This window comes from Mycobacterium sp. (assembly GCF_002863225.1).
GTDB lineage: Bacteria > Actinomycetota > Actinomycetes > Mycobacteriales > Mycobacteriaceae > Mycobacterium.
Map to the genome: position 1 here is coordinate 1 of NZ_PKEK01000005.1, position 21529 is coordinate 21529.

The following is a 21529-nucleotide window of genomic DNA, read 5'->3' on the forward strand; positions in this document are numbered from 1 at the left end:
GCCAGAGACCGCGGCTGCACCTTCCCCGGCTGCACCGTGCCCGCCTACCAGTGCCAGGTCCACCACAACAACCCCTACCGCACCCACCCCGAAACCGACGCCAACACCATGACCCTGACCTGCAGCCCCAACCACGACCTCACCGAGAAGGGCTGGACCACCCACAACAACACCCACGGCCAAACCGAATGGATCCCACCACCCCACCTCGACCACGGCCAACCCCGCACCAACACCTACCACCACCCCGAAAAACTCCTCCGAGACGACGACGAAGAGCCCTAACTATGGGCGCCCGGACAGTAGACGCTGATGGCATCAAGCAAAAACGGCCGCACCTGTGGACCGCTCAGGCCCTGACTTTCCAGCTTGGCCGAGAGCTGCAGCTGCGCGGTGCTGAACGGGCTGGGCCAGGCGCCGAGACGAAGCGTGAATATGTTTGAGCGAGAGAGATTCTCGTTGTCGCACCGCTCGTGTGCCAACGCAATCAGCTGGTCTGGCGGGCCGGCGGTGATGCCGTCTCTCGCCAGCAGCTTCAAGAACTCGTCGTCCTGCGGGTCGGCGTGGGCAACGACTCCGGCTAGTAGCACCACCGCCGCGCTGGCAGCGGCAAACGCGACGGACGAGTGGACGATCATGGCTAAGGGTGGCACCAATCGTGCCGGCTTGCGACCCGAAACGAATTATTTCGCGGACCCGATGAAACCCAACACCAGATCGGCGACCTTGTCCGGCTCGTCGAGCTGCATGAAGTGCCCGGCACTGTCGACGATGCTCACGTCGCTGTCGGCGGGAAGCGCGTCGGGCACCCAGCGGGTGAAAGCCGATGTCACGCAACCGTCGTTGCGGCCGTGCAAATACAGGCTCGGTAGTTTCGGCCGTGACGTCCAGTGCCGGTGCAGGTCGCGGTATTGCGCTGGCGGACGGGTGTTTCGGACCGTCGCCCGGTACGGCCCGAGCGCGGCGCGCCAGCTCTCCGGTGTACCGATCGCCGCGTCGACGTGACGGAGATCCACCTTGGCGTCGTACCCCGGCGACCACTTCTTCCACAGCCGCGGCAGCACCCAGGAGGCGGAACGCTCAGGCAGCCAGGGCAATTGGAAATACATGATGTACCAACTGCGAAGCAGCTGCGGCGGGAACTGGGCCAGCAGCCGAGCGGTGTCGGGGATTTGACCCCGAAGCGCCCCCACCGGGGGCACCGACATGATCACTGCCTTGGCGAATGGGCTGTCCGGAATCGCGGCCAACCCATTGGCGGCCATCGCTCCCCAGTCGTGGCCGATCACCACGTCATGTTCGGTGCCGCCGATCGCGGCGCGCACCTGAAGCGCGTCGTCCATCAGCGCGCCGATGTGGTAGCTGCCGTCGGAGGGAATCGACGACGGCGCGTAACCGCGCATGAATGGCGCCACTACCCGCCAGCCGGATTCGGCCAGCCGCGGCGCGACCTTGCGCCAGCCGTACGCGGTGTCAGGAAAACCGTGCAGGCACAACGCGATTGGACCGTCAGGAGGCCCCCACGTCAGGGCCTTCAGCTCTACGGCCGGAGCTTTGACGTCGATCCAGCGGTGTTTGGACATCACCTGAACCCTCCCTGCACGAAGAGGCTGCGCTGCGCCTCCCGGCTTTGCGCCTCAGCGGTCCGGAACCAGAGCCAGCCGACCAGTCCCGCCAGCGCCACCGCCGCGATCACGCCTGCGATCAGCGCGATTCGTTCCACCTGGACGGCAGGCTGGGTCGGTCGCAGATATACGACGTCCGCCGGCGCATCGTCGGGCATGTTTTCCAACGTACGTGGTTAGCGCACACCGCACGTCGTGGTGCGGAACTCAGACCGATGCCGCGGCTTTCTCGAGATCGGCGACGACGATCTTGCGCATGCCGTACATGGCCTGGGTGGCGGCGGTGGCACGCGCCGGATCCGGGTGGCTGACCAGTTCATAGAGCCGGTCGGGCACCACCTGCCAACTCAGGCCGAATCGGTCTTTGCACCAGCCGCACTGCGACTCCTCGCCGCCGTCGGTCAGCCGGTCCCAGTAGAAGTCGACCTCGTCCTGGTCTTTGCAGTTGATCGTGAAGGACACCGCTTCGTTGAACGTGAAGTGCGGACCGCCATTGATTCCGATGAACCGCGCACCATCCAATACGAAGGTGGCCGAGAGCAGCGACCCAGGCTCACCGGGACCGGCGTCGGTGCTGCGGTTGAGCTGCTCGAAGTGCGAGTTCGGGAAGACCGAGGCATAGAACTCCACTGCCTCTTCCAGGTTGTTGTCGAACCACAGCGAGGGCGTGATCGCAGGCACGGGCGTCTCCTAAAGCGTTGTCGTAGTTGTCTGAAGAGGTAGACCCCGGCGAACACCGAAACTCATCTGAGTAACGTCGAAGAGCGATCGACCGAGAGGACCGCCCGTGACTGCCGTGCGCAACACTCCCAAGACTGCCGAGTTCTCCGGGATTCAGGGCCTCACCCTGGTCGCGGACGAGTGGGGCCGCGGCTCCGACACGGCCGCCGACCGGCCGAGCATCCTGATGCTGCACGGCGGCGGCCAGAACCGGCACTCCTGGAAGAACACCGGACAGGTGCTGGCTGACCACGGCTTTCACGTGGTCGCCGTCGACAGCCGCGGCCACGGCGACAGCGACCGCTCGCCCGACGCCGACTACGACGTCGAGACGCTGACCGCCGACGTCATGGCAGTCCTCGACGCCATCGCCCGGCCGGTGATCCTGATCGGCGCCAGCATGGGTGGGCTGACCGGCATTCTCGTCGCGGACCGCGCCGGGCCCGACCGGGTGACGCGGCTGATCCTCGTCGACGTCGTACCGCGGTTCGAGAAGGACGGCAGCGCACGCATCCGCGACTTCATGTTCAGCGGGCTGCACGGGTTCGCCACCCTCGACGAGGCCGCCGACGCCGTCGCCGATTACCTGCCACACCGCACGCGGCCGCGCAGCCCGGAAGGGCTGAAGAAGAACCTCCGACTGCGGGACGGCCGCTGGTACTGGCATTGGGATCCGGCGTTCATGACCAAGCCCGGCGACGACCCGGAGTTGCGCACCGAGAGCTTCGAGCGCGCCGCGGCCGACCTGAAGATCCCGGTGCTGCTGATCCGCGGCAAGCTCTCCGACGTGGTGAGCCCCGAGGGCGTGAAGCACTTCCTCGACACCGTGCCAAACGCGGAGTTCGTCGAGCTGTCCGGTGCCGGTCACACCGCGGCCGGCGACGACAACGACGCGTTCAGCGACGTCGTGGTCACCTTCGCGACCCGCTAGGCGGATCGCCGCCGGGCCCGGTTACCCGCCGACGCCTGGTTTCTCGGCGTGACCGCCGAACTGCTTGCGCATCGCCGACAGCGCCTTGTTCGCGAAGTCGTCGAGGCTGCGCGAGGCGAAGCGGGACTGCAGCGCTGTCGTGAGCACCGGAGCGGGAACGCCTTCGTCGATCGCGGCGATGGCTGTCCAGCGGCCCTCGCCGGAGTCGGACACCCGCCCCGAGAACTCCTTGAGTTCCGGCGACTCGTTCAGCGCGATCGCGGTCAGATCCAGCAGCCACGACCCGACCACGCTGCCCCGGCGCCACACCTCGGCGACGTCGGCGATGTCGAATTCGTATTGGTAGGCCTCGGGATTCGACAGCGGTGCGGTTTCCGCATCACCGGCTTCGATGATCCGCTTGCCGATGTCGGCGTTGCGCAGGATGTTCAGCCCCTCGGCGAGGCTCGCCATCATCCCGTACTCGATACCGTTGTGCACCATCTTGACGAAGTGCCCGGCGCCGGTCGGCCCGCAGTGCAGATAACCCTTCTCGGGCTGGGCGACCTCACCTTCCCGGCCGGGGGTACGCGGTGCCGTATCGACACCCGGCGCGATGACCGAGAACAGCGGCTCGGCGTGCTCGAAGGCGTAGTCGTCGCCGCCGATCATCAGACAGTAACCGCGCTCGCGCCCCCACACGCCACCGCTGGTTCCGCAGTCGATGAGATGAATGCCCTTCTCGGACAGCGTTTTTGCGTGTGTGATGTCGTCGCGGTAGTAGGAGTTGCCGCCGTCGATGACGATGTCGCCCTCGTCCAGCGTCTCGGCCAGTTCGTCGATCACCCCGGTCGTGATCGTCCCGGCGGGCACCATGACCCAGACAACCCTTGGTGCACTGAGCTTTTCCGCCAACTCGGCCAGCGAGGACGCCCCAGTGATGTTGTCGACGCCTTCGAACAGTTTCACGACGTCCGGATCGTGGTCGTAGACCACACCCTCGTGTCCGGCATCCACCACTCGGCGGATGATGTTGCCGCCCATTCGGCCCAGGCCGATCATTCCCAGCTGCATGGCGTCGTGTCTCTCCTTAGTGGTGGTTACCGGCTAGCCACGGCTGTTGCCAGCCGCGATGTCCTCGTAGCAAATCCCCCGCCGCGTCCGGTCCCCACGAACCGGGTTCGTACTCACGGACCGGCCCCGGGCGGTCCAGCAGCGGCTGCACGATCCGCCAAGTCTCCTCGATGCCGTCCTCGCGGGCGAACAGTTGATGATCACCCGTCAGCGCTCCCTGCAACAACCGCTCGTACGGCAGCAAAGGCTGGCCGAGGTCGGCCATGAACGACGAGTCGAGATGCAGGTCGCGCCAACGGTCGCCCTCGAGCGCGGTCAGCTGCAGTCGCAACCCCGGGTCGGGGTCGATGCGCAACACGATCTGGTTCGACTGGGCCCGTCGGCGGTCCGGCAGGAAGGCCAACGAAGGGACGCGGTGGGTGAACAGTCGCACCTCGGTGACTCGCTCGGTCAGCGCCTTGCCGGCCCGCAGGAAGATCGGCACCCCGGCCCAGCGCCAGTTGTCGATCTCGACCCGCAGCGCCACGAACGTCTCGGTCTCGGAATCCTTCGCCACCCCGTCGATGTCGCGATAGCCGCGATACTGGCCGCGCACCGTGCGTTCCGGGTCGATCTCCGGTATCGCCCGCAGGACGTCGGCCTTCTTGTCGTTGAGGTCGTCCGCAGCCGGCCCGACCGGCGGCTCCATCGCCACGCCGGCGAGCACCTGCAACAAGTGGTTCTGCACGACGTCCCGCAGGGCGCCGACCCCGTCATAGAAGCTGCCCCGGTCTTCCACGCCGAAATCCTCGGCCATGGTGATCTGGATTTCGGAGATGCTGGTGCGGTTCCAGATCTCGGCCAGGGCCAGGTTCCCGAACCGTAGATACTCCAGTTCGACCACCGGCTCCTTGCCGAGGAAGTGGTCGACCCGGAAGATCTGGTCCTCGTCCAGCACCGCGCGCAGGCGGGCATTGAGCTCGCCCGCGGACTTCAGGTCGTGGCCGAACGGCTTTTCCACCGCGACGCGGGAATGGGTCAGCAGTTGCGCCGCGGCCAGATTCTCCACGATGGGCGCGAACAGCTTGGGCGGCATTTCCAGGTAGAAGGTGCAACGGCGGCCCGAGCCGATCTCGCGGGCCAGTGCGTCGTAGAGCGCGGAGTCGGTGACATCGCCGGACAGGTAGGACAGGCGCTTGGCGAACCGCGCGAACACCGTCTCGTCGATTTCGTCACCGGCGCCCTCGACCGCCGCGCGCGCCCGCTTGGTCAGCTCGTCGACGTCGATGTCGTCGCTGGCGACGCCGAGAATCGGGCACTGCAGAAGTTTCCGGCGCTCCAGTCGGTACAGGGCCTGGAAGGTCATCTTGCGCGCAAGATCGCCGGTGATTCCGAAAATCACCAGCAAATCCGAGGCATTCGCGCCGGGTTCGGCCAACAGGGACCTCCACGAGTATTCGACTCGGCTCCCGCCGTGGCCAGCTACAACCCTAAACACTGCCGATCGGACCGACAACCGGAGATCGGTCTACGTAGCCGCTAACCCGGTCCGCCAAACACGCGGGCTGCAGAATTCGCGGAATATACACGCCCAGTTGACCTTTCGCTCTCTGAGCGGAAAGGCGGCAGGTCTAGCGAGTGGCCGTGGGTGGACTAGCCCGGCTCGGCGATGCCGGTCATGGTAGCCAGGATGGTGGCCACATGCTTCTGACTCTCGCCGACTCCGGTGTAGGCGTCGCCGCGGCAAACGGTGAGATTTCGACCGGGTCGTATCACTTCACCACGCGCCCTGAGTGAGTCGCCGACGGCCGGGGCGAGAAGGTTGACCTTGAGTTCCACGGTCAGCACGCGCGTTCCCGGTGCCATCAGCGTGAGTGCCGCGTATCCACAGGCACTGTCGAGAACGGCGATACCTACCCCGGCGTGAAAGAAGTCGTCCTGCTGGGTGAGCTTCGGCGAAAACGGCACCTCGATCTCCACCACGCCGGGCTGCACGCGGAGGAGTCCGGCCGCGAACGTGGTCATCAGGCCCTGACGGGCGAAGCTGTCCCGAACGCGTTGCTCGAACTCGGGATCGCGGGGCTCGAAAGCGGCAGCCATCCGCCGAACATTACCGAGCGCGGTCAGTCGTCTCGGCGGGCCGACGGGCAAAGCTCGACCTGGCGGCCGACGGGACGTGTTGAATAGTGCACCGTGGGTGATGTGCTGCATCTCGCGGTCTACGTCTTGGCCGGAACTGCTGTTGCCGAGGCAGTGGCCATCGGCATCCTGTGGCGCCAACTGTCCCGCAGCAAGGCACTGGTCGAGGAACTCCAGCGGCCACCCGACTTGCTGAGCTTCGGGTCGAAAGCGGTCAAAACGGTCTGGCAGACCGCGAACCTGGTGCGCAAGGAGGGGTTCGGCGCCGTGGTGCGCAGCTCGATCGAGGACCTCGCCGACTGGGCCGAGGTGGAGCGCCCCGACCTGGCCCGCGTGACGCAAGACGGCAAGGTCGCGATCCTGTTCTCCGATATCGAGGAGTCCACCGCGCTCAACGAACGGGTGGGCGACCGGGCCTGGGTGCGGCTGATCGGCGAGCACGACAAGCAGGTGCGCAAGCTGGTCAAGGCGCACTCGGGGCACGTGGTGAAAAGTCAGGGTGACGGGTTCATGATCGCGTTTTCCCAGGCCGAAGAGGCGGTGCGGTGCGGCATCGACATGCAGGATGCGCTACATCGGGACGCACAGCGCAAGCGGCGCAACGGAATACGAGTTCGGATCGGTGTCCATGTCGGACGATCGGTGCGCCGCGGCGACGACCTGTTCGGCCGCAATGTCGCCATGGCGGCCCGGGTGGCCGCGGAGGCCTGCGGCGGCGAGGTGTTGGTGAGCGACACCGTGCGCGACGCGCTCAGCGATTGCACCGACCTCGAATTCGACGGCGGCCGCGACACCGAGCTGAAAGGGTTCGCCGGCACGCATCGGCTCTACGCCGTGGCCGCCGCCTAGTCTCCACCGGCTTCGGCGCCTAGCCTTCACCGGCTTCGGCAAGGCGCTGCTGCAGCCGGTCGCGGATTTCGTTGGGGGTGTAGGCCCGCCTACGGCGTTGATCGCGGGCGACCAGTACGCCACCGGCCGCCACCCCGACGACCCCGGCCAATCCCAGCAGCTTCCAGACGGTGCGCATCGCAACAGGTTATTCGCGAGCGCGTCCCGGCGGGAACCGTATGTGCATATGGTGCGGTGGTGGAAACGCACACCGTGAGCTTGAGCCAAGCCCTGGAGCACACCAGGACCGGCGACATCTGGCTGTTCCGCGGGCATTCCGGGCCCGACCGCGCGATCCAGACGATGTCGAACAGCCCGGTCAACCACGTCGGGATGACGGTCGCGATCGAGGATTTGCCACCGCTGATGTGGCACGCCGAACTCGGCGACAAGCTGACCGACGTCTGGACCGCGACCAATCACCGTGGCGTGCAGCTCAACGATGCGCGCGAAGCCGTCGAACGATGGCTGACCCGCTACGGGCAACGCTGCTGGTTTCGGCAGATGACCCCGGAGGTCGACCGCGATCAGGAGAACCGGTTACTGCGGGTCATCGCACGAATGGACGGCACGCCGTTTCCGTCGACGACCCGGCTCACCCTGCGGTGGTTACGTGGCCAGCTTCCGACCAGATACGACTGGGTGCGCGGCCTCCCGTGGATCGACGCGAAGGTCCGCGAATCGACGCGCAGGCGCAGGGCCGAGCAGCGGCAGGGCGGCTTCGAATCCGCCTACTGCGCAGAGACAGTCGCCGTCACCTTCGAGGAGATGGGCCTGATCGAAACCGAGAAGCGGACGAATTGGTTTGACCCAGGCCGGTTTTGGAGCGGCGATGATCTTCCGCTGATCGCACCCTACCGGCTAGGCAGCGAAATCGCTGTCGTCGCCGACTGATCGACCGTTCGGCGGGGCCACCCGACGGCAGCCACGCCGAGCCCGGCCGGGACGAAACACACAGCGGCGTAGGTCAGGTTTCCGGTCGGCGGGAACGCGGTGATCCAGAGCGCTGCGAGCACAACCAGATACAGCGGACCGAAGACCCGGACAAACTGGTTGGGCTGTGGCTTGATCCGCCGCGCCTGGTGCCACAAGACCGGCACCGCGACCAGCGCGACCGCCGCCAATTCGATGGTGAAGATCGTCGCCTGGACGCCGGTGTGCGGGTGCGGGCCACCGAACAGTGAGGTCGGGATGCTGAGCACGGCAATGCCGATGGGCACCAGCATGCCGGCGATCACCGTCCGCCCCGCTCGATGCGACCCCCGAACGATCCGCAGGACGAGCGCTGTGACGACGATCGGTCCGAGCGTGGCGAAAATGAACACACTCGTCATCGGCACCGTGGTCAGCATCGGCCGGTTGATCGGGTTGGCGCTGTTCCATGCCCACCAGTGCAATTGGGGCCCGAGTTGGTCGAAGATCTCGTAGAGGCAGTGATGAACGAATCCGACACACACAGCGCCGACCACGATTCCACGATCGCGGAACACACCGAGCTCCCGCACGATCTCATAGGCAAGGCTGACGACGGCCGGGTACAGGGCGACGATGTAGAGCGGTAGCCGATCGAACAGAAAATCGACTGTGAAGACGTTGTGCACGAACACGATTCCGAGCTGGTCCTGAATCCCGAAAACGTTCGGAAAGTACAGCGGGATCTCGATCACGAACAGATAGACGACGGTGGCGAACCACAGGGCGAGATTGGTCGGATCGCCCTCGCGACGAAGTCTGCGGATGCCGTGGATCAAAGCCATGATCGCGCCGGCCACCATCATCAGTTCCAGCACCGGCAACGTGCCGTTGGTCAGGTGTAGCGGATTACGTAGGTGGATCAACGCCAGTGCATTTCGACAGCTGAAGTCGCCGAGCGGCCCGGCGATCGCGTCGAACGCCGCGGTGCACTGGCCGGGCATCAGGACGCCACCTGACCGGTGTACCAGCGGGTCACGTCACCGCCGGAGTTCCATCGGTCGAACCACCCGTCGGCGAACGGCGGCAGCGGCTGATGCTCCGGATTGTGATACGGCGTCTGGCTCAACAGGACTCGGCCCACAGCGAGCAGGCGCTGCCTGCGGGGCACGGTAGCGAAGGCGTTCGGGATCGTCGAGCGCCTGCGGGCCAACCTGTCGCGCAGGCCTTGCTTCAATCCGAACGTCGGCAGCAACGTACGGGCATCGAGGCGATCCGCCTCGGGCACATGAGTATTCACGCCCTCGGCGATGATCCGCGTCACCGCGACCAGGTGGGCGAATATCCTGGGCAGAGCCCGGATCCGGAACCAGCTCTCACCAATCACGGCGTCGTAGATGACCAATGCCGAGCTTCGGTGCTCGACCTCTTCGACGAAGTGCCACAACAACAATGACGCCACCCGGTCGTCACCGGGGCGGAACAACGTGGCCTCGTTGTCCAGCATCATCTTGAAGCTCGGCGTGAAGGTCGCCTCCAGGTCGGCGATATAGGCGAGCCGGAACTTCAGCGACGTGGTCCTGGTGACCTCGTCGAAGCTGGCGGTCGCGGCATCGAAGGTCTGCTGGAGTCCGGGGTACCGCTTGATCAGTGCGGACACGTGTTTGCGGTGGGTGCTGGAATGCTGCGCCTCCTGGCGCAGGAATTGCGTCGCCTCGGCCGCCACTTCCGGGTCGGTGATCAGCGGCTTGGCCTCTTGTACCGCGGCCACGATGAATTGTTCGAAGCAGATCGCGATCATCGATGTCGCGTTCATGAAGAAGGAGAACTGCGGGTTGGCCGGGTTCCACTCCCACGGCACGTCGCCGGTGAAGTCGAACTTCGGCCGGCGGACTTCAAGGGCGGTCATCGCAACTCCCGGTAGTCATTGCACACAATGCTCACACATGTGTTATGTGTGTATTCTTGGCTCAGTCGAGCGGAAGAGTCAAGGCTGATGGGCCGAAAAGGATGGGCGGGATCACCGCCGACGGACGACGCGGAGGCGCGCAAGCGCATCATCGACGCGGCGTTGCACCTGGTCGATCGGCGCGGCGCGGGACAGACCACGGTGTCCGACATCGCCGACGCGTTGGGCATCACCCGGCGCACGGTTTACCGCTACTTCGCGGGGACCGAGGAGTTGTTCACCGCTGTTGCCGAGGTGGCGCTCGGCAGCTTCGTCGCACAGATCGATCAGCTGGTCGCCGACCTGGACGTCACCAGTCAGCTCGTCGAAGTCGTCGCTTACATCGTGGAGCGGCTGCCACACGAACCGCAGTTGGTGTTACTTCTGGCCAATGACCGATCCAATGTGTTCAGCCGCGCCATGCTGTCGACCGACGTGATCGGGCGATGCCGGGCAATCCTGCACCATGCTCAGATCGACTGGGAAGAACTGGGTTTCGACGACCGCACGATCGACGAACTGATCGAGTTTTTGTTGCGTGTCATTCAGTCGATGGTGATTGCGCCCCCGGACCCGCCGCGGTCGGCGACCGAGCTTCGTGCCTACCTGCGTCGCTGGGTCGGCCCGGCGCTCTCACACCCCGAACTTGGCTCGCGCGTCGTCGGTGAACGGAGTGAAGAGGTTGACGAGGTTGCCGTCAGGGTCACGGAATAGCAGCGCCCGGTTGCCCCACGGCATCGTCGTCGGGGCCGTGACGATCTCCCCCACGTCTGTCCGCAATCGCTGGTACTCGGCATCCACGTCGTCGACCAGGAACTCGATGATCGCGCTCCGATTTGCCGCCGGCTCGGCCGATCCCGCTCCGAATAGCGGAACGGTCTTGTCGCTGCCGATGGCCAAAGTCCCTACAGGCGTGGGGATCTCGGCGAAAACCTCGTTGCCCCAGACGGCCACCGTGCCGGTCACCTTTTCGTAGAACGTGACCAGCCGCATGACGTCGGCGGTGATGAGTCGGGTCGATACGAATTTCATGGCGGGAATGCTAGGCGCGACCTACGACAAGAACGTCAGATCGGCGTCCAGACGGCGTTGTTCCAGAATCCCCACGCCCGGGCGGTCATGTTCCACATCACCTGGGCGCCCGGTGCCCACGGTGGCGGCCCGGGCTGCGCAGGTGCCCATACCGGTGGAACACCCCACGGCCCGTTGCCCATCGGAACGCCTTGGCCGGGCCCGCGCTGCCAGTCGTGGCAGCGGTTCCAGTCCCAGTCGTAGATGCTGCCCCAGCCCGGGTCCCACGCCTGACCGGGGCACCAGTGGTAGCTCGGCGCGGCCTGCGCGCTGCCGCTGGTCAACCCGGCCAACACCGTGCCCGCCAGCAGGCCGGCTGCCGCCGCATGCTTGATGATCGCCACCCTCAGAGTGTGCCCTAGCCCGACTCGGGTCAGACCCTAAACCGCACGTCTGGCCGGGGGTGGCACCCAACCCTGCAGGGCGCGTCTGCCGATCAACTGGCAGTTGTGGGTGAAGGCCAGCTTCTTGGCGGCGTCGGTGAATTCCTGATTGCTGATGACGATGCTCTTCGCGCAGTCGTGGTGACGGGCACCGGAGACCACCTGCTGGACAGCCGCGACACCGACGGGCTTGCTCAGCCGCTTGCACTGCACCGCGACCGATCTGTCGTTGCGCCGGGCTATCAGGTCGACCCCGTAATCACCGCTGGCCGCGGTGAACGTCACCCGCCAGCCGGCCCGCTGCAAGCGGGTCGCGACATAGCGCTCGAAGTCCGTTCCGCTCATCGCGTCGATCGCCGTCATACCGTCGCGGGGCCGCAGGCGTTCTGCCGACAACAGCACGGCCAGAAGCAAACCCACGCCCGCGCCGGCCAGGCCGATCTTCACAGTGTGTCCGACGAGACCCGCGAAGAGCCCGAAGTAGACCGGGAGAAACAAGTAGGTGATCTTCATGTCGCGCCGATGATAAGGACGGTCACCGACATCCGCGCGTGACTGTGAGTCGCCAGCGGAAATCGCTGGGTCTCAGGAACTTTCACCACTAACGTTTCTCTATCGCATTCTTGTTGCGCGCAAAGAGTATTGATAACGGGCTCACATTTCTGGACCTATCCAAATGTCGGGTAATTGCAGCACGGTTTCGCAGTTCTCGTCCACGACAGCAACGGCATGCCGCACGATCGATTCATCATCGTTGCCAAGAAAGGTCGAGCAATGAACACAAGCCGAATCGTCATGAGTGTGACGGCCGCGGTGCTGGTGTCGGGCGCACTGTCGGGCCTTGGCCCGGTCGGTGTCACCGCGCACGCGCGGCCGGGTGCTCCGGCTCCGACGGACGACAACGGTTGGGGCCCGGCCCACCACTGGTGCCCCGGCGAAGAACCCCGGCCCGCCACCGGAAACCACGTCACGGACCCGCTGATCTGGGACTGGAATGTGTGCCACACCTACTACTTCCTTTGGCCGGGAATGGGCAACGTCTCCAGCCTGATCTGGGACGGCGACAACCCGCCACCGCGGCCCGGTACACCTCCGGGTCTCTACTGCGACCCCGAGACCTTCCGGAATTGCCGCATCGACACCCACCCGTAGGCCGGGATCGTCGAACTCCTGCTTCGCGCCGAGCTTCCCGCGTTAGTCTTTGCCGATGATCGCGGGCGATCGGGCGCCTGACTTCACCCTGTACGACCACACCGGTCGGCCTCGGACACTGTCCGCGCTGCTCTCGGGTGGTCCGGTTGCGCTGTTCTTCTTCCCGCTGGCGTCCTCTCCCATCTGCACCGCCCAGGCCTGTCACTTCCGGAATCTGAGCGACGAGTTCGCCAGGGTGGGCGCACAGCGGGTCGGCATCAGCACCGACACCGTCGACCGGCAGGCCCACTTCGCCCGGCAACGCTCGTTCGACTATCCGCTGCTGTCCGACGCCGACAGTGTGGTGTCCGAGCTGTTCGGTGTGCGCCGCGGCAGGCTCGCGTCTTTGCGTAGATCCGTCATGGCGCGCGAGGCATCCGGCCGAGGCCGGCACACGCGACGTCGCGGCGTGCTCGCCCGGCTGCTACCGGTCAGGCGGGTCACTTTCGTCATCGACACCGACCGCACCATTCTGAAGGTCATCTCCAATGAAGTGCGGGCGTCGGTGCACGCCGACGAGGCGTTGCGGTTCTTGCGGGGCCATCAGCCGCGACCGCCGCTGCGCGACGACGAAACAGACTGGTTCACCGAGCCGGAGACCGCCGAAGAGCCGAGCCTGGTGCGACCGTTCACACTGTCGACGGGCCGGATCGATTCCGGTGTCGACCTGGCCCTCGAAGCGCCGATCGAGGCTCTCGGCACCGCAACGAAGCCGCCGCGCTGGCGGAAAAACGATGTGCGGGGCCAGATCCTGACGTCGTGTGCGCAGAGCCCCTCGGTCGCCGAGATTGCCTCCACCCTGTCACTACCACTCGGCGCGACCCGATTCCTGGTCGATGACCTTGCGGCACAGGGATATCTGCGAGTACACGCCCCACAGGGTGACGCCATGCCGATCGACGAACGACGTGAACTGATCGAACGGACACTGCGCGGCCTGCGGGCCCTGCGACCCAGCTCCTAGACCCCCGCGGGATAGGCGTTGAGCAGTGCCTGCCACAGCTCGGTCATGGTGAGCGTCTCGATTTCGTTGATGGTCGTCATGCCGTCGACCGTGGTTGTGGCCGAGGCGATTTGTTCCGCCGACAGACCGAGGTAGGCCTCGTGGAGTTGCATGCCGAGGAAGATGTCCTGCCACGACGTGCCCAGCGAGCCGGGATCCGCCCACGCGTCGCCGTCGATGTTGTAGATCTCGGTCGGGAACAGGTCGGTGGGAACACCGAGTGGGTTGGCCCCCAGCATCACGAAACGTAAAGCGTCGCTTGGGATTCCCTGATCGGAGAGCTGCTCTTGGGCGAGCGCGGCGATGGCGGCGCTCTGGGAATACGTGAAAATGGTCAGCGGGTCGGAGCACACGCCGGAAACGTCGCATCCCATGTTTCCGGCTTCGTAGTCGGCGGTGATCGCATTGATCAGAATCTGCTGGCCCTCGGCCACACTGGCTTCGTAGTCAGTGGTCTGCGGGGTGGTCAGCGCAATTGTCGTCGCGGTATCGCCGTCGTATCCATTCGGGAACAGGTAGAGGTTCATCGCGGCGCTGATGTAGGCGGCATTCGGTGTCGGAACGCCGGTGGCGCCCAAGATGAGGGCGTGCGTTGATCCCTCCAGGAAGTCGGGATCGTCCAGCAGAGCGCCGGCGCCGTCCTCCACGCTGGGCACACCGAACAGCCAGCTGAAGGCGTTACTCCAGTCGCCCAGCAAGTTGGTGGTGGTGTCGGCGGCGCCGGACGTCGTCCCGGACCACCAGTCGCCGGTCAAGGCGGACCACCAGTCGGTGCCATTGTCGGCGTTTGCCGGCGCTGCCAATGCAATGCCCGCGCCGCATAATGCGGCGCCCAGAATCATTTTCTTCATCGGTCCCCCTTGGTTTCAAGAACACAGATGGTGGTGTGGTGCCGCGTTCGAACTGCACGGCTGCTGCTGCCTGTCCGACACACCCCCGCGGATGCCGTGAAACTTCTCAGGTAGAGCTAAGCTATCGCTCAAGTTTTGTGCGAGTAAAGCGAATCAGAATTAAACCTGCGGACTTTTTTGAATGGCTTATTGATGCCGTCTGAAGCTTTTCCGGCGAATTGAATAACGCCTTCGAACTGGGGAAACAGCGAGCAGCGCCCGCTAGTCGGCTATCGAATCAGACCTAAGATCCAGAATGTTGGACGGGCAAACCGATCCATGGAAATAACGGCTGGAAACCGTAGGTATCCGTTGGGCCGAAAATCATCGAAAACGGGGCTCGACGCGTGTTCGGTTAGCCGTCATGTTGACCCGAAATTCGGCCATGTCGCGGCTCGATCGGTGCGAAAGCGCGCCTCGGGCGCAGTCAACGGATCGAGTATCGGCGTTCGATTCCGGCAGTGACCTCACCCCATTTGCTGGCGGCGACTCGTGCCTGATGCGCATCCAAAGCCGCTCTGTCGACGAATCGCTCGTCGACCTGCCAGACGTAGCGGTCATCGGTCTGGTGCACCTCGAATGAGATGCATCCCGGCTCGGCACGCGTCAGGTCGATGTGTTGCGGCAGATGCCGTTGTACGACGGCCACCTCTTCGTCACTCGCGCAGACGAGCTGCCCGCTGAGCGCGACCTGCGACGGCAACTCGTCGTTGCCGGTCATAGTCGCCGACGAATCTGCTCGGCGCACTCGATTGGAGTGAGGTGCGTGGTGTCGACGACGTCGGCCTGTGCGTGCAGCCAGGTGCGGGCCGCGTCCGCGTACACATCCACATGCGCGTGGCGGAACGCCGAGGAGCCGAGAAGTGTATCGCTGTCGATGCGCCCGCGCAGGATCTCGTCATCGGCATGAAGGACGAAGTGCCGCAACGGGATTCCGTATTGCTCGAGGCCGGAGCTGATCTCGCGCCAGTACTGCTCGACCAGCACGGTCATCGGCATCACCAAGGTGCCGCCGGTGTAGTCGAGTACGCGCCGAGCGGTCTCGACGACAAGCGGGCGCCACGGGGGCCAGTGCTGGAAGTTGTCGGTCTCGGGCAGACCCGGCTTGATGTCCATCAGCGTCTGGCCGACCTTCTCGGCGTCGAACACCCGGGAGTCCGGGATCAGCGGCTGCAGAAGCGCACTCGTCGTCGTCTTCCCTACGCCGTGGGTGCCGTTGAGCCATACGATCACAGCCCGCAACGCTAGCAATCGTCGCGCCGGGCGAACTCAGGCGTTGAAGCGGAACTCTGCGACGTGACGACGGACCCGAAATAGCCTGTGGTCAATGGCCAATCGGGCGGGACGGCATAGTCGCCATGGCTCAGTTGACGCATCAGGTCGGCCCGTCAAGCATTGAGCCCTCTGCGGTCGCGACCTTCAGCGAGTATCGCTTTGAGAAGGCGCGTGACGGCCGGCGACTGGTCGGCCGTACAGCGTCGAAGACCAGATGTTCACCAGCACATCGGCGACTCGCTGCGGATCGGTCGAGGGTTGAGCAACGATTGACCGCAGGAGGTAGCGCTCGTCGAGAGAGACGAGCGCGCGGGCGGTCTCCTCGGCGTCGAGGTCGGCGCGCACCAGGCCGGACGCCTGCTCGGCAAGGATGCGTTTACGTGTGGCATCGATGAATTGCTCGACCACCTTGTTGTACGCAGCTTCGACTGCCTTGTCGCCCGCTGCCGCGTCACCGAGCGCGCGCAGTACGTGGCCGTGGCGTGCGTAGACCTCGGCCATTCCGAGTATTGATGCTCGGCCATCGCGCTCGAAGTCGTCGCCCTGAAGCCAGCGGTCCATCATCGCTGACACTTCGTCGGCGATCCTTTCGAATATCCGCAACATCAGATCGTGACGGTCGCGGAAATGCACGTAGAACGCGGGACGCTTGAGCCCGGTCCGGGTCATGACCGCGTCGACGGTGAGCTCGCGAAACGGCTGCTCACGAAGTAAATCGTCTGCAGCGGAGAGGATCTCGCGCTCGGACTCCTTCGGGTCATGCTTGGGCCGCCTAGCCATGCCAAGGAGCTTAACGCAAACACATCTCCAATGACACGACGTCATTGACACAGCGTAATTGAATACTTATGGTGGAGAACATGGACTCAGCTCGCAGGATCGTCGTCATTGGGGCCGCTGGTGAGATGTGCCGGGTCGCGATCGAACGCTTCGCGGTCGCGGAGGGGCATTGGAAGCTCGCGCTCTACGACATCCGCCCTGACTTACTCGATCCTCTGGTCGCGAAATTGCCCACAGGCCGCGCGAGCGCGTCAAAGCTGGACCTGTACGACTCGCAGGGGCTGCGCGCCGCCGTCGAGGGCGCAGCGCTCGTCGTGCTTGGCGCCGGGCCGTACAACCGCACGGCCGGACCCGTGTTGCAAGCGTGCATCGAGGCCAAGGTTCCCTATCTCGACTTCGACGACGACATCGAAAGCACCGTGCACGCCCTCTCGCTACACGACAAAGCGCGCGAAGCGGGCGTGCCGATATACATCGGCTGCGGACTGTCACCAGGGATGACCAACGTGCTCGCCGCCGACGCCGCCGGCGAACTCGACAGTGTCGAGAACATCGACGTCTACTGGGTCATCGGTGACGAACGCGGATCGATCGGCCGCGCGGTACTCGACCACATGTTCCGGGTAGCAGCAGGACCCTGCCTGAGCTGGGTGAACGGCGGACCGGCCATACATCAGTCCTGGCTAGAGACCCGCTGGACGGAGATGGGTGGCGGACTGGGGCTGACCATGGTGCATGAGACGGCGCACCCAGAGCCGGTCACGCTGCCACGAAAATACCCCGACGCCAAAAACATTCGCTGCTTCGGCGGGCTAGATCCAGCGCCCTACAACGGTCTGGCCCGCGGCCTCAGCCTCGCCGTGCAGCGGGGGAAGATGACCATGAACGACGCCGTCGACTTCGCTGAAGCCGTCCTGACGAACAAGCTCGGCAGCATAAAAGGCTGGCGGCACGCGCTTTCGGGGGTGGGAAACCTAAGGCGAACCGGTGAGGCCACGCGCATCGAGATCATCAAGTTCCTCGCACTCGCAGCGGTCAACCACACCTTCCCCCACCGATCGGGGGTGAAAGTCGAGGTGACCGGGATGCGTGATGGTCTGCCAGCGGTGATCACCCGCCGCAATCCGGTCAGCGGGCCCGGCACCTACCTGTTCACCGATATGGCCGCCGCAACAGGAACCGCGTGCGCCGCCTTCATGGTCGTCGCCCTCGACGACCAGTCCGCAACCCGCGCAGGGGTTTTCACCCCCGAAGACTGGGCTGACCCCGGACTTTTCTATACCGCGCTCGAACGCGTCGGCACACCGCGCAGCGAGATCCTCGACAGCGCTCACTAGAGCAGAAGACGACATGCTCTCCAAGGAACTCCACTTCGCGCTCGCCGACGTTTGGATGATCGCCGTCGGCCTCGTCTATGGAATCAAGTTCATTCGTCACCATCGGAATTATCTGCTCGGTATCGAATGGCTCATCATGGCGACCTCGGGAACGAACTTCCTGATCTACGGCGCCCTCGGCGGCGACCACGACAGTCCGATGTATTCGATCGCCTACTTCCTCGACGCGTTTTCCCGCTCCATTGGGTTCACCCTGATCCTGGTCCTCGGCCTGATGAAGGTCACGCACCGCTACAAGCCGTCCGTCGCAACGGATCTCGGTGCGTTCACCCTGGCTGCCGTGGCCGGCTTCATCTTGTTCCACTACGCCGACGCACTCGGCACCGCCGGCAAAATCGTCTTCCTCGTGACCGCCGCACTCACCACCACCTATCTCGCCTACTTCATCGCGCGGCTATGGGCGATCGGGGAACGCGGTCACGCCGCGTGGGTCGCACTGAGCACCGCCGCCAACATCGTCATCGCCGGGATGTACGACTTCGTCCACATCCCCGGCGACGACGCCAACCGCACGCTCTTCTACACCTTGGCGTTGCTCACCTGGGGCTTAGCGATGTTCACGCTGTACCGCGCCTACCGGGCATTCGACACTCACAATCGCAGCGCCGCCGCCCTATCGGCCGCACCGCGCGAACCTCACCCGTGACCGCCAGGCACCACCCGTCATCAAAGACAGAGAAGAGGTCATCGATGGATGTCGACGTAGCGGTCGTCGGAGCGGGAATCTCGGGCCTGACGGCCGCCCGCCGACTCGCCGAACGCGGTGCCACCGTCATAGTTCTCGAGGCATCCGATCGCGCCGGCGGACGGTTGCTCAACCTTGCAGTCGCCGACGGCGTGATTACCGAAGGCGGTGGCCAATGGATAGGGCCCCTGCACGATCGGATGTTCGCGCTGATCGACGAACTCGGGTTGTCCACATTCCCCACGTACACCGAGGGCAAGACGATCTACCTTCACCGCGGCAAGCGCAAGACGTTTCGTGGATCGGTACCGTCGATAAGCCCGCTGGCGTTAGCGGATTTCGCCCAGGCCAGCACCCGGCTGGAGTGGATGGCCAAGAAAGTGCCCATCGACCGACCGTGGGAGGCTCCCAAAGCTGTCGCGTGGGATTCGACGACCCTGGGCCATTGGTTGGATGCCAACTCCCGCATCGCCGAATCGCGTCACCTCTTCGACATCGGCTTCACGATGCCGTTCGCTGAGGAACCGCATCAGGTTTCCCTACTGAAAGCGCTGCACCAAATCAGGACTTCTGGAGGTATCCAGTTCATGATCAGCACCGCCGACGGTGCTCAAGAGACGCGAGTGGTCGGCGGTACGCAACAGATCACCGACGCTCTCGCGGGTCTCATCGAAGACCGACTGTTCCTGAATTCACCGGTGACACGCATCGAGCAACTCGCAGACCGCGTTCGGATCGCCACACCCTCAAGGACGCTCACCTGCCAACACGTCATCGTCGCCATGACACCCGCTGACGCCCAGCGCATCACCTTCTCGCCCGACCTCCCGACACGCCGGACGAAACTTCAGCGCGCGTGGCGTAACGGACTCGAACGCAAGATCTTCGCCGTCTACGACCGTCCATTCTGGCGCGACCAAGGACTCAGCGGATCGGCCATCACCGACCTACCCGTCGCCCATTTCATCGCCGATAACTCGCCACCCGACGCGAGCGTCGGCATCATCGTGTCATTCGTGGGTACCGCCAGCGCCGGCCCCGGGCTGACGGCCCCCGACGCTGTGCTCGACAACAAAGACGCACGGCGCGCGGCCTTCGTCGACGATCTGGTCACCATCTTCGGCAGTCAAGCCCGCAACCCCACCAACTACCTCGAACACTCGTGGATCGACCAACCGTGGATCGCCGGCGTTGCCGGCATCCGCACTCCCGGCGTCATCACCAGCTGCACCGACGCCGGACAAGCCCCCGTCGGTCGAATTCACTGGGCCGGAGCAGAATCCTCGACGGAATTCGAGTCCTACCTGGAAGGCGCCGTGCGTGCCGCAGAGCGCGCCGCGCACGAGGTCCAGCAGCAGCTACGGCCGCTCAACCTGTGAGGCTGGCTCGCCATCACCCGCCCCCAGCCCTCTGCGCGGTCCCGTGTACTCACCGAACAACGATCTCCGTTCGCCGTGGAACAGTTCACGGGGTCCGGCCAGACCAAACTTCGGACCGTCTGCTGACCAACAATTGCGAAACCATTGCTGAGCTGAGCTACTACCTCAGACGTTGAAGCGGAACTCCACCACGTCGCCGTCGGCCATCACGTAATCCTTGCCCTCCATGCGCACCTTGCCGGCCGCCTTGGCCGACGCCATCGAACCCGCGGCGATCAGGTCGTCGTAGGACACGATTTCGGCTTTGATGAAGCCCTTTTCGAAGTCGGTGTGAATCACCCCGGCCGCCTTCGGCGCGGTGTCGCCCTGGTGAATTGTCCACGCCCGCGACTCTTTTGGCCCGGCGGTCAGGTAGGTCTGCAGCTTCAAGGTGTGAAAACCGGCTCGCGCCAACGCATCCAAGCCACGCTCGGTCTGGCCGATCGACTCGAGCAACTCGGCGGCAGACTCCTCGTCCAGCTCGATCAGCTCGGATTCGATCTTGGCGTCAAGAAAGACCGCGTCGGCGGGCGCGACCAGTGCGCGCAGCTCGGTCTTGCGGGCCTCGTCCGTCAGCACCGACTCGTCGGCGTTGAACACATAGAGAAACGGCTTGGTGGTCATCAGGTTCAGCTCGCGCAGCAGCGACGCGTCGACGCCCGCAGCGAACAGAGTCTTGCCCGAATCCAGCACTGCCTCCGCGGCGACGGCCGCATCGAGCAGCGGCTTGCGCTCCTTGTTGTTGCGGGCTTCCTTCTCGAGCCGCGGAACGGCCTTCTCCAACGTCTGGAGGTCAGCCAGGATCAGCTCCGTTTCGATCACCTCGATGTCGGCGCTCGGGTCCACCTTGCCGTCGACGTGCACCACGTCGTCGTCGGCGAACACCCGAACCACCTGACAGATGGCGTCGCATTCGCGGATGTTGGCCAGGAATTTGTTGCCCAGACCCGCGCCCTCGGAGGCGCCTTTCACGATTCCGGCGATGTCGACGAACGTGACCGGCGCCGGCACGATCTTCTCGGAAACGAACAGTTCGGCGAGTTTGGTCAGCCGCGGGTCGGGCAGCGGCACCACGCCTTCATTCGGCTCGATGGTCGCGAAAGGGTAGTTCGCGGCGACCACGTTGTTTCTGGTCAACGCGTTGAACAGGGTCGATTTGCCGACATTCGGCAGACCCACGATCCCGAGGCTGAGGCTCACAGGGAATCAAGTGTAGGAGTGGCGCGCCCAGGTATTGCTAA

27 protein-coding genes and 1 pseudogene are annotated in these 21529 nt (G+C 64.7%); 10 read left to right on the plus strand and 18 right to left on the minus strand.

What is annotated here, in order from left to right; all coding sequences use genetic code 11:
* Positions 1 to 285, plus strand: a pseudogene (locus CYU59_RS00345) (hypothetical protein); the annotation flags it as partial.
* Here the strand turns inward: CYU59_RS00345 and CYU59_RS00350 are convergent.
* The 4 genes from CYU59_RS00350 to CYU59_RS00365 are packed head-to-tail and all read right to left on the minus strand — an operon-like array spanning position 282 to position 2306.
* Positions 282 to 638 carry a DUF732 domain-containing protein gene (locus tag CYU59_RS00350; RefSeq protein WP_292974734.1) on the minus strand — a complete coding sequence of 119 codons (357 nt, stop codon included), beginning with the start codon at positions 636 to 638 and terminating at the stop codon, positions 282 to 284. The pseudogene CYU59_RS00345 and the gene CYU59_RS00350 sit on opposite strands and share 4 nt — an antisense overlap.
* A gap of 45 nt (positions 639 to 683) precedes the next feature.
* Positions 684 to 1583 (minus strand): alpha/beta fold hydrolase, encoded by a 900-nt coding sequence (locus CYU59_RS00355; protein WP_292974735.1) that lies wholly within the window; start codon positions 1581 to 1583, stop codon positions 684 to 686.
* Entirely contained in the window at positions 1583 to 1783 is a 201-nt protein-coding gene (locus CYU59_RS00360; RefSeq protein ID WP_292974736.1) for a hypothetical protein, read from the minus strand. Before CYU59_RS00360 ends, CYU59_RS00355 begins: the two co-directional genes overlap by 1 nt.
* Before the next feature lie 49 nt (positions 1784 to 1832).
* Complete coding sequence (locus tag CYU59_RS00365; protein WP_292974737.1) at positions 1833 to 2306, minus strand: VOC family protein; 474 nt, start codon at positions 2304 to 2306, stop codon at positions 1833 to 1835.
* Positions 2307 to 2412: 106 nt separating this feature from the next.
* Here CYU59_RS00365 and CYU59_RS00370 point away from each other — a divergent pair, with 106 nt between their 5' ends.
* Positions 2413 to 3276, plus strand: a complete 864-nt coding sequence (locus CYU59_RS00370) for an alpha/beta hydrolase (protein WP_292974738.1) — start codon at positions 2413 to 2415, stop codon at positions 3274 to 3276.
* 21 nt (positions 3277 to 3297) lie between these two features.
* Here CYU59_RS00370 and gnd read toward each other — a convergent pair whose 3' ends face one another.
* From gnd to CYU59_RS00385, 3 genes are all read right to left on the minus strand, one after another.
* A complete protein-coding gene (gnd, locus tag CYU59_RS00375; RefSeq protein WP_292974739.1) occupies positions 3298 to 4329 on the minus strand; it encodes a phosphogluconate dehydrogenase (NAD(+)-dependent, decarboxylating) in 1032 nt (343 codons plus the stop codon).
* Between the two features lie 16 nt (positions 4330 to 4345).
* Positions 4346 to 5746, minus strand: coding sequence for a glucose-6-phosphate dehydrogenase (locus CYU59_RS00380; protein WP_292974740.1), 1401 nt, complete (start codon positions 5744 to 5746; stop codon positions 4346 to 4348).
* 215 nt (positions 5747 to 5961) lie between these two features.
* Positions 5962 to 6408, minus strand: a complete 447-nt coding sequence (locus CYU59_RS00385) for a PaaI family thioesterase (protein ID WP_292974741.1) — start codon at positions 6406 to 6408, stop codon at positions 5962 to 5964.
* A gap of 93 nt (positions 6409 to 6501) precedes the next feature.
* Between CYU59_RS00385 and CYU59_RS00390 the strand changes: the two genes are divergently transcribed.
* Positions 6502 to 7296 carry an adenylate/guanylate cyclase domain-containing protein gene (locus CYU59_RS00390; RefSeq protein WP_292974742.1) on the plus strand — a complete coding sequence of 265 codons (795 nt, stop codon included), beginning with the start codon at positions 6502 to 6504 and terminating at the stop codon, positions 7294 to 7296.
* Between the two features lie 19 nt (positions 7297 to 7315).
* On the opposite strand, the gene CYU59_RS00395 is transcribed toward CYU59_RS00390, so the two are convergent.
* Positions 7316 to 7474 carry a hypothetical protein gene (locus tag CYU59_RS00395; RefSeq protein ID WP_292974743.1) on the minus strand — a complete coding sequence of 53 codons (159 nt, stop codon included), beginning with the start codon at positions 7472 to 7474 and terminating at the stop codon, positions 7316 to 7318.
* Between the two features lie 59 nt (positions 7475 to 7533).
* On the opposite strand from CYU59_RS00395, the gene CYU59_RS00400 reads away from it, so the two are divergent.
* Positions 7534 to 8229 (plus strand): guanylate cyclase, encoded by a 696-nt coding sequence (locus tag CYU59_RS00400; protein ID WP_292974744.1) that lies wholly within the window; start codon positions 7534 to 7536, stop codon positions 8227 to 8229.
* Here the strand turns inward: CYU59_RS00400 and CYU59_RS00405 are convergent.
* Positions 8190 to 9251 carry a hypothetical protein gene (locus CYU59_RS00405; RefSeq protein ID WP_292974745.1) on the minus strand — a complete coding sequence of 354 codons (1062 nt, stop codon included), beginning with the start codon at positions 9249 to 9251 and terminating at the stop codon, positions 8190 to 8192. The genes CYU59_RS00400 and CYU59_RS00405 overlap by 40 nt on opposite strands.
* On the minus strand, positions 9251 to 10156 hold the full coding sequence (locus CYU59_RS00410) for a metal-dependent hydrolase (RefSeq protein ID WP_292974746.1): 906 nt from the start codon (positions 10154 to 10156) through the stop codon (positions 9251 to 9253). Before CYU59_RS00410 ends, CYU59_RS00405 begins: the two co-directional genes overlap by 1 nt.
* Before the next feature lie 87 nt (positions 10157 to 10243).
* Between CYU59_RS00410 and CYU59_RS00415 the strand changes: the two genes are divergently transcribed.
* The gene (locus CYU59_RS00415; RefSeq protein WP_292974747.1) at positions 10244 to 10909 is read left to right on the plus strand and encodes a TetR/AcrR family transcriptional regulator; all 666 of its coding nucleotides are present in this window, start codon (positions 10244 to 10246) and stop codon (positions 10907 to 10909) included.
* Here CYU59_RS00415 and CYU59_RS00420 read toward each other — a convergent pair.
* The 3 genes from CYU59_RS00420 to CYU59_RS00430 form a co-directional block, all read right to left on the minus strand.
* The gene (locus CYU59_RS00420) at positions 10829 to 11227 is read right to left on the minus strand and encodes a VOC family protein (RefSeq protein WP_292974748.1); all 399 of its coding nucleotides are present in this window, start codon (positions 11225 to 11227) and stop codon (positions 10829 to 10831) included. The two genes, CYU59_RS00415 and CYU59_RS00420, sit on opposite strands and share 81 nt — an antisense overlap.
* A 35-nt stretch (positions 11228 to 11262) precedes the next feature.
* Complete coding sequence (locus CYU59_RS00425; RefSeq protein WP_292974809.1) at positions 11263 to 11562, minus strand: hypothetical protein; 300 nt, start codon at positions 11560 to 11562, stop codon at positions 11263 to 11265.
* Between the two features lie 84 nt (positions 11563 to 11646).
* Positions 11647 to 12162 carry a restriction endonuclease gene (locus tag CYU59_RS00430; protein ID WP_292974749.1) on the minus strand — a complete coding sequence of 172 codons (516 nt, stop codon included), beginning with the start codon at positions 12160 to 12162 and terminating at the stop codon, positions 11647 to 11649.
* Positions 12163 to 12423: 261 nt separating this feature from the next.
* Here CYU59_RS00430 and CYU59_RS00435 point away from each other — a divergent pair, with 261 nt between their 5' ends.
* Positions 12424 to 12801 carry a hypothetical protein gene (locus CYU59_RS00435; RefSeq protein ID WP_292974750.1) on the plus strand — a complete coding sequence of 126 codons (378 nt, stop codon included), beginning with the start codon at positions 12424 to 12426 and terminating at the stop codon, positions 12799 to 12801.
* Positions 12802 to 12856: 55 nt separating this feature from the next.
* A complete protein-coding gene (locus CYU59_RS00440) occupies positions 12857 to 13804 on the plus strand; it encodes a peroxiredoxin (RefSeq protein ID WP_292974751.1) in 948 nt (315 codons plus the stop codon).
* Here the strand turns inward: CYU59_RS00440 and CYU59_RS00445 are convergent.
* The 4 genes from CYU59_RS00445 to CYU59_RS00460 all read right to left on the minus strand — a co-directional run bounded on the left by CYU59_RS00445 (position 13801) and on the right by CYU59_RS00460 (position 16788).
* Positions 13801 to 14694, minus strand: coding sequence for a PE-PPE domain-containing protein (locus CYU59_RS00445; RefSeq protein WP_292974752.1), 894 nt, complete (start codon positions 14692 to 14694; stop codon positions 13801 to 13803). The two genes, CYU59_RS00440 and CYU59_RS00445, sit on opposite strands and share 4 nt — an antisense overlap.
* A 466-nt stretch (positions 14695 to 15160) precedes the next feature.
* Entirely contained in the window at positions 15161 to 15454 is a 294-nt protein-coding gene (locus CYU59_RS00450; RefSeq protein WP_292974753.1) for an antibiotic biosynthesis monooxygenase, read from the minus strand.
* The gene (locus CYU59_RS00455) at positions 15451 to 15966 is read right to left on the minus strand and encodes an ATP-binding protein (RefSeq protein WP_292974810.1); all 516 of its coding nucleotides are present in this window, start codon (positions 15964 to 15966) and stop codon (positions 15451 to 15453) included. Before CYU59_RS00455 ends, CYU59_RS00450 begins: the two co-directional genes overlap by 4 nt.
* Before the next feature lie 186 nt (positions 15967 to 16152).
* Entirely contained in the window at positions 16153 to 16788 is a 636-nt protein-coding gene (locus CYU59_RS00460; protein WP_292974754.1) for a TetR/AcrR family transcriptional regulator, read from the minus strand.
* Positions 16789 to 16868: 80 nt separating this feature from the next.
* Between CYU59_RS00460 and CYU59_RS00465 the strand changes: the two genes are divergently transcribed.
* Genes CYU59_RS00465 through CYU59_RS00475 form a run of 3 tightly spaced genes read left to right on the plus strand, consistent with a single transcriptional unit; the run spans position 16869 to position 20249 of the window.
* Complete coding sequence (locus CYU59_RS00465; RefSeq protein WP_292974755.1) at positions 16869 to 18125, plus strand: saccharopine dehydrogenase NADP-binding domain-containing protein; 1257 nt, start codon at positions 16869 to 16871, stop codon at positions 18123 to 18125.
* 13 nt (positions 18126 to 18138) lie between these two features.
* Complete coding sequence (locus CYU59_RS00470) at positions 18139 to 18831, plus strand: transporter (protein ID WP_292974756.1); 693 nt, start codon at positions 18139 to 18141, stop codon at positions 18829 to 18831.
* A gap of 44 nt (positions 18832 to 18875) precedes the next feature.
* Positions 18876 to 20249: an FAD-dependent oxidoreductase gene (locus CYU59_RS00475; protein ID WP_292974757.1), complete on the plus strand. Its 1374-nt coding sequence runs from the start codon at positions 18876 to 18878 to the stop codon at positions 20247 to 20249.
* Positions 20250 to 20414: 165 nt separating this feature from the next.
* Here the strand turns inward: CYU59_RS00475 and ychF are convergent, their stop codons facing one another.
* Positions 20415 to 21488 carry a redox-regulated ATPase YchF gene (gene ychF, locus CYU59_RS00480; RefSeq protein ID WP_292974758.1) on the minus strand — a complete coding sequence of 358 codons (1074 nt, stop codon included), beginning with the start codon at positions 21486 to 21488 and terminating at the stop codon, positions 20415 to 20417.
* Positions 21489 to 21529 lie beyond the last annotated feature (41 nt).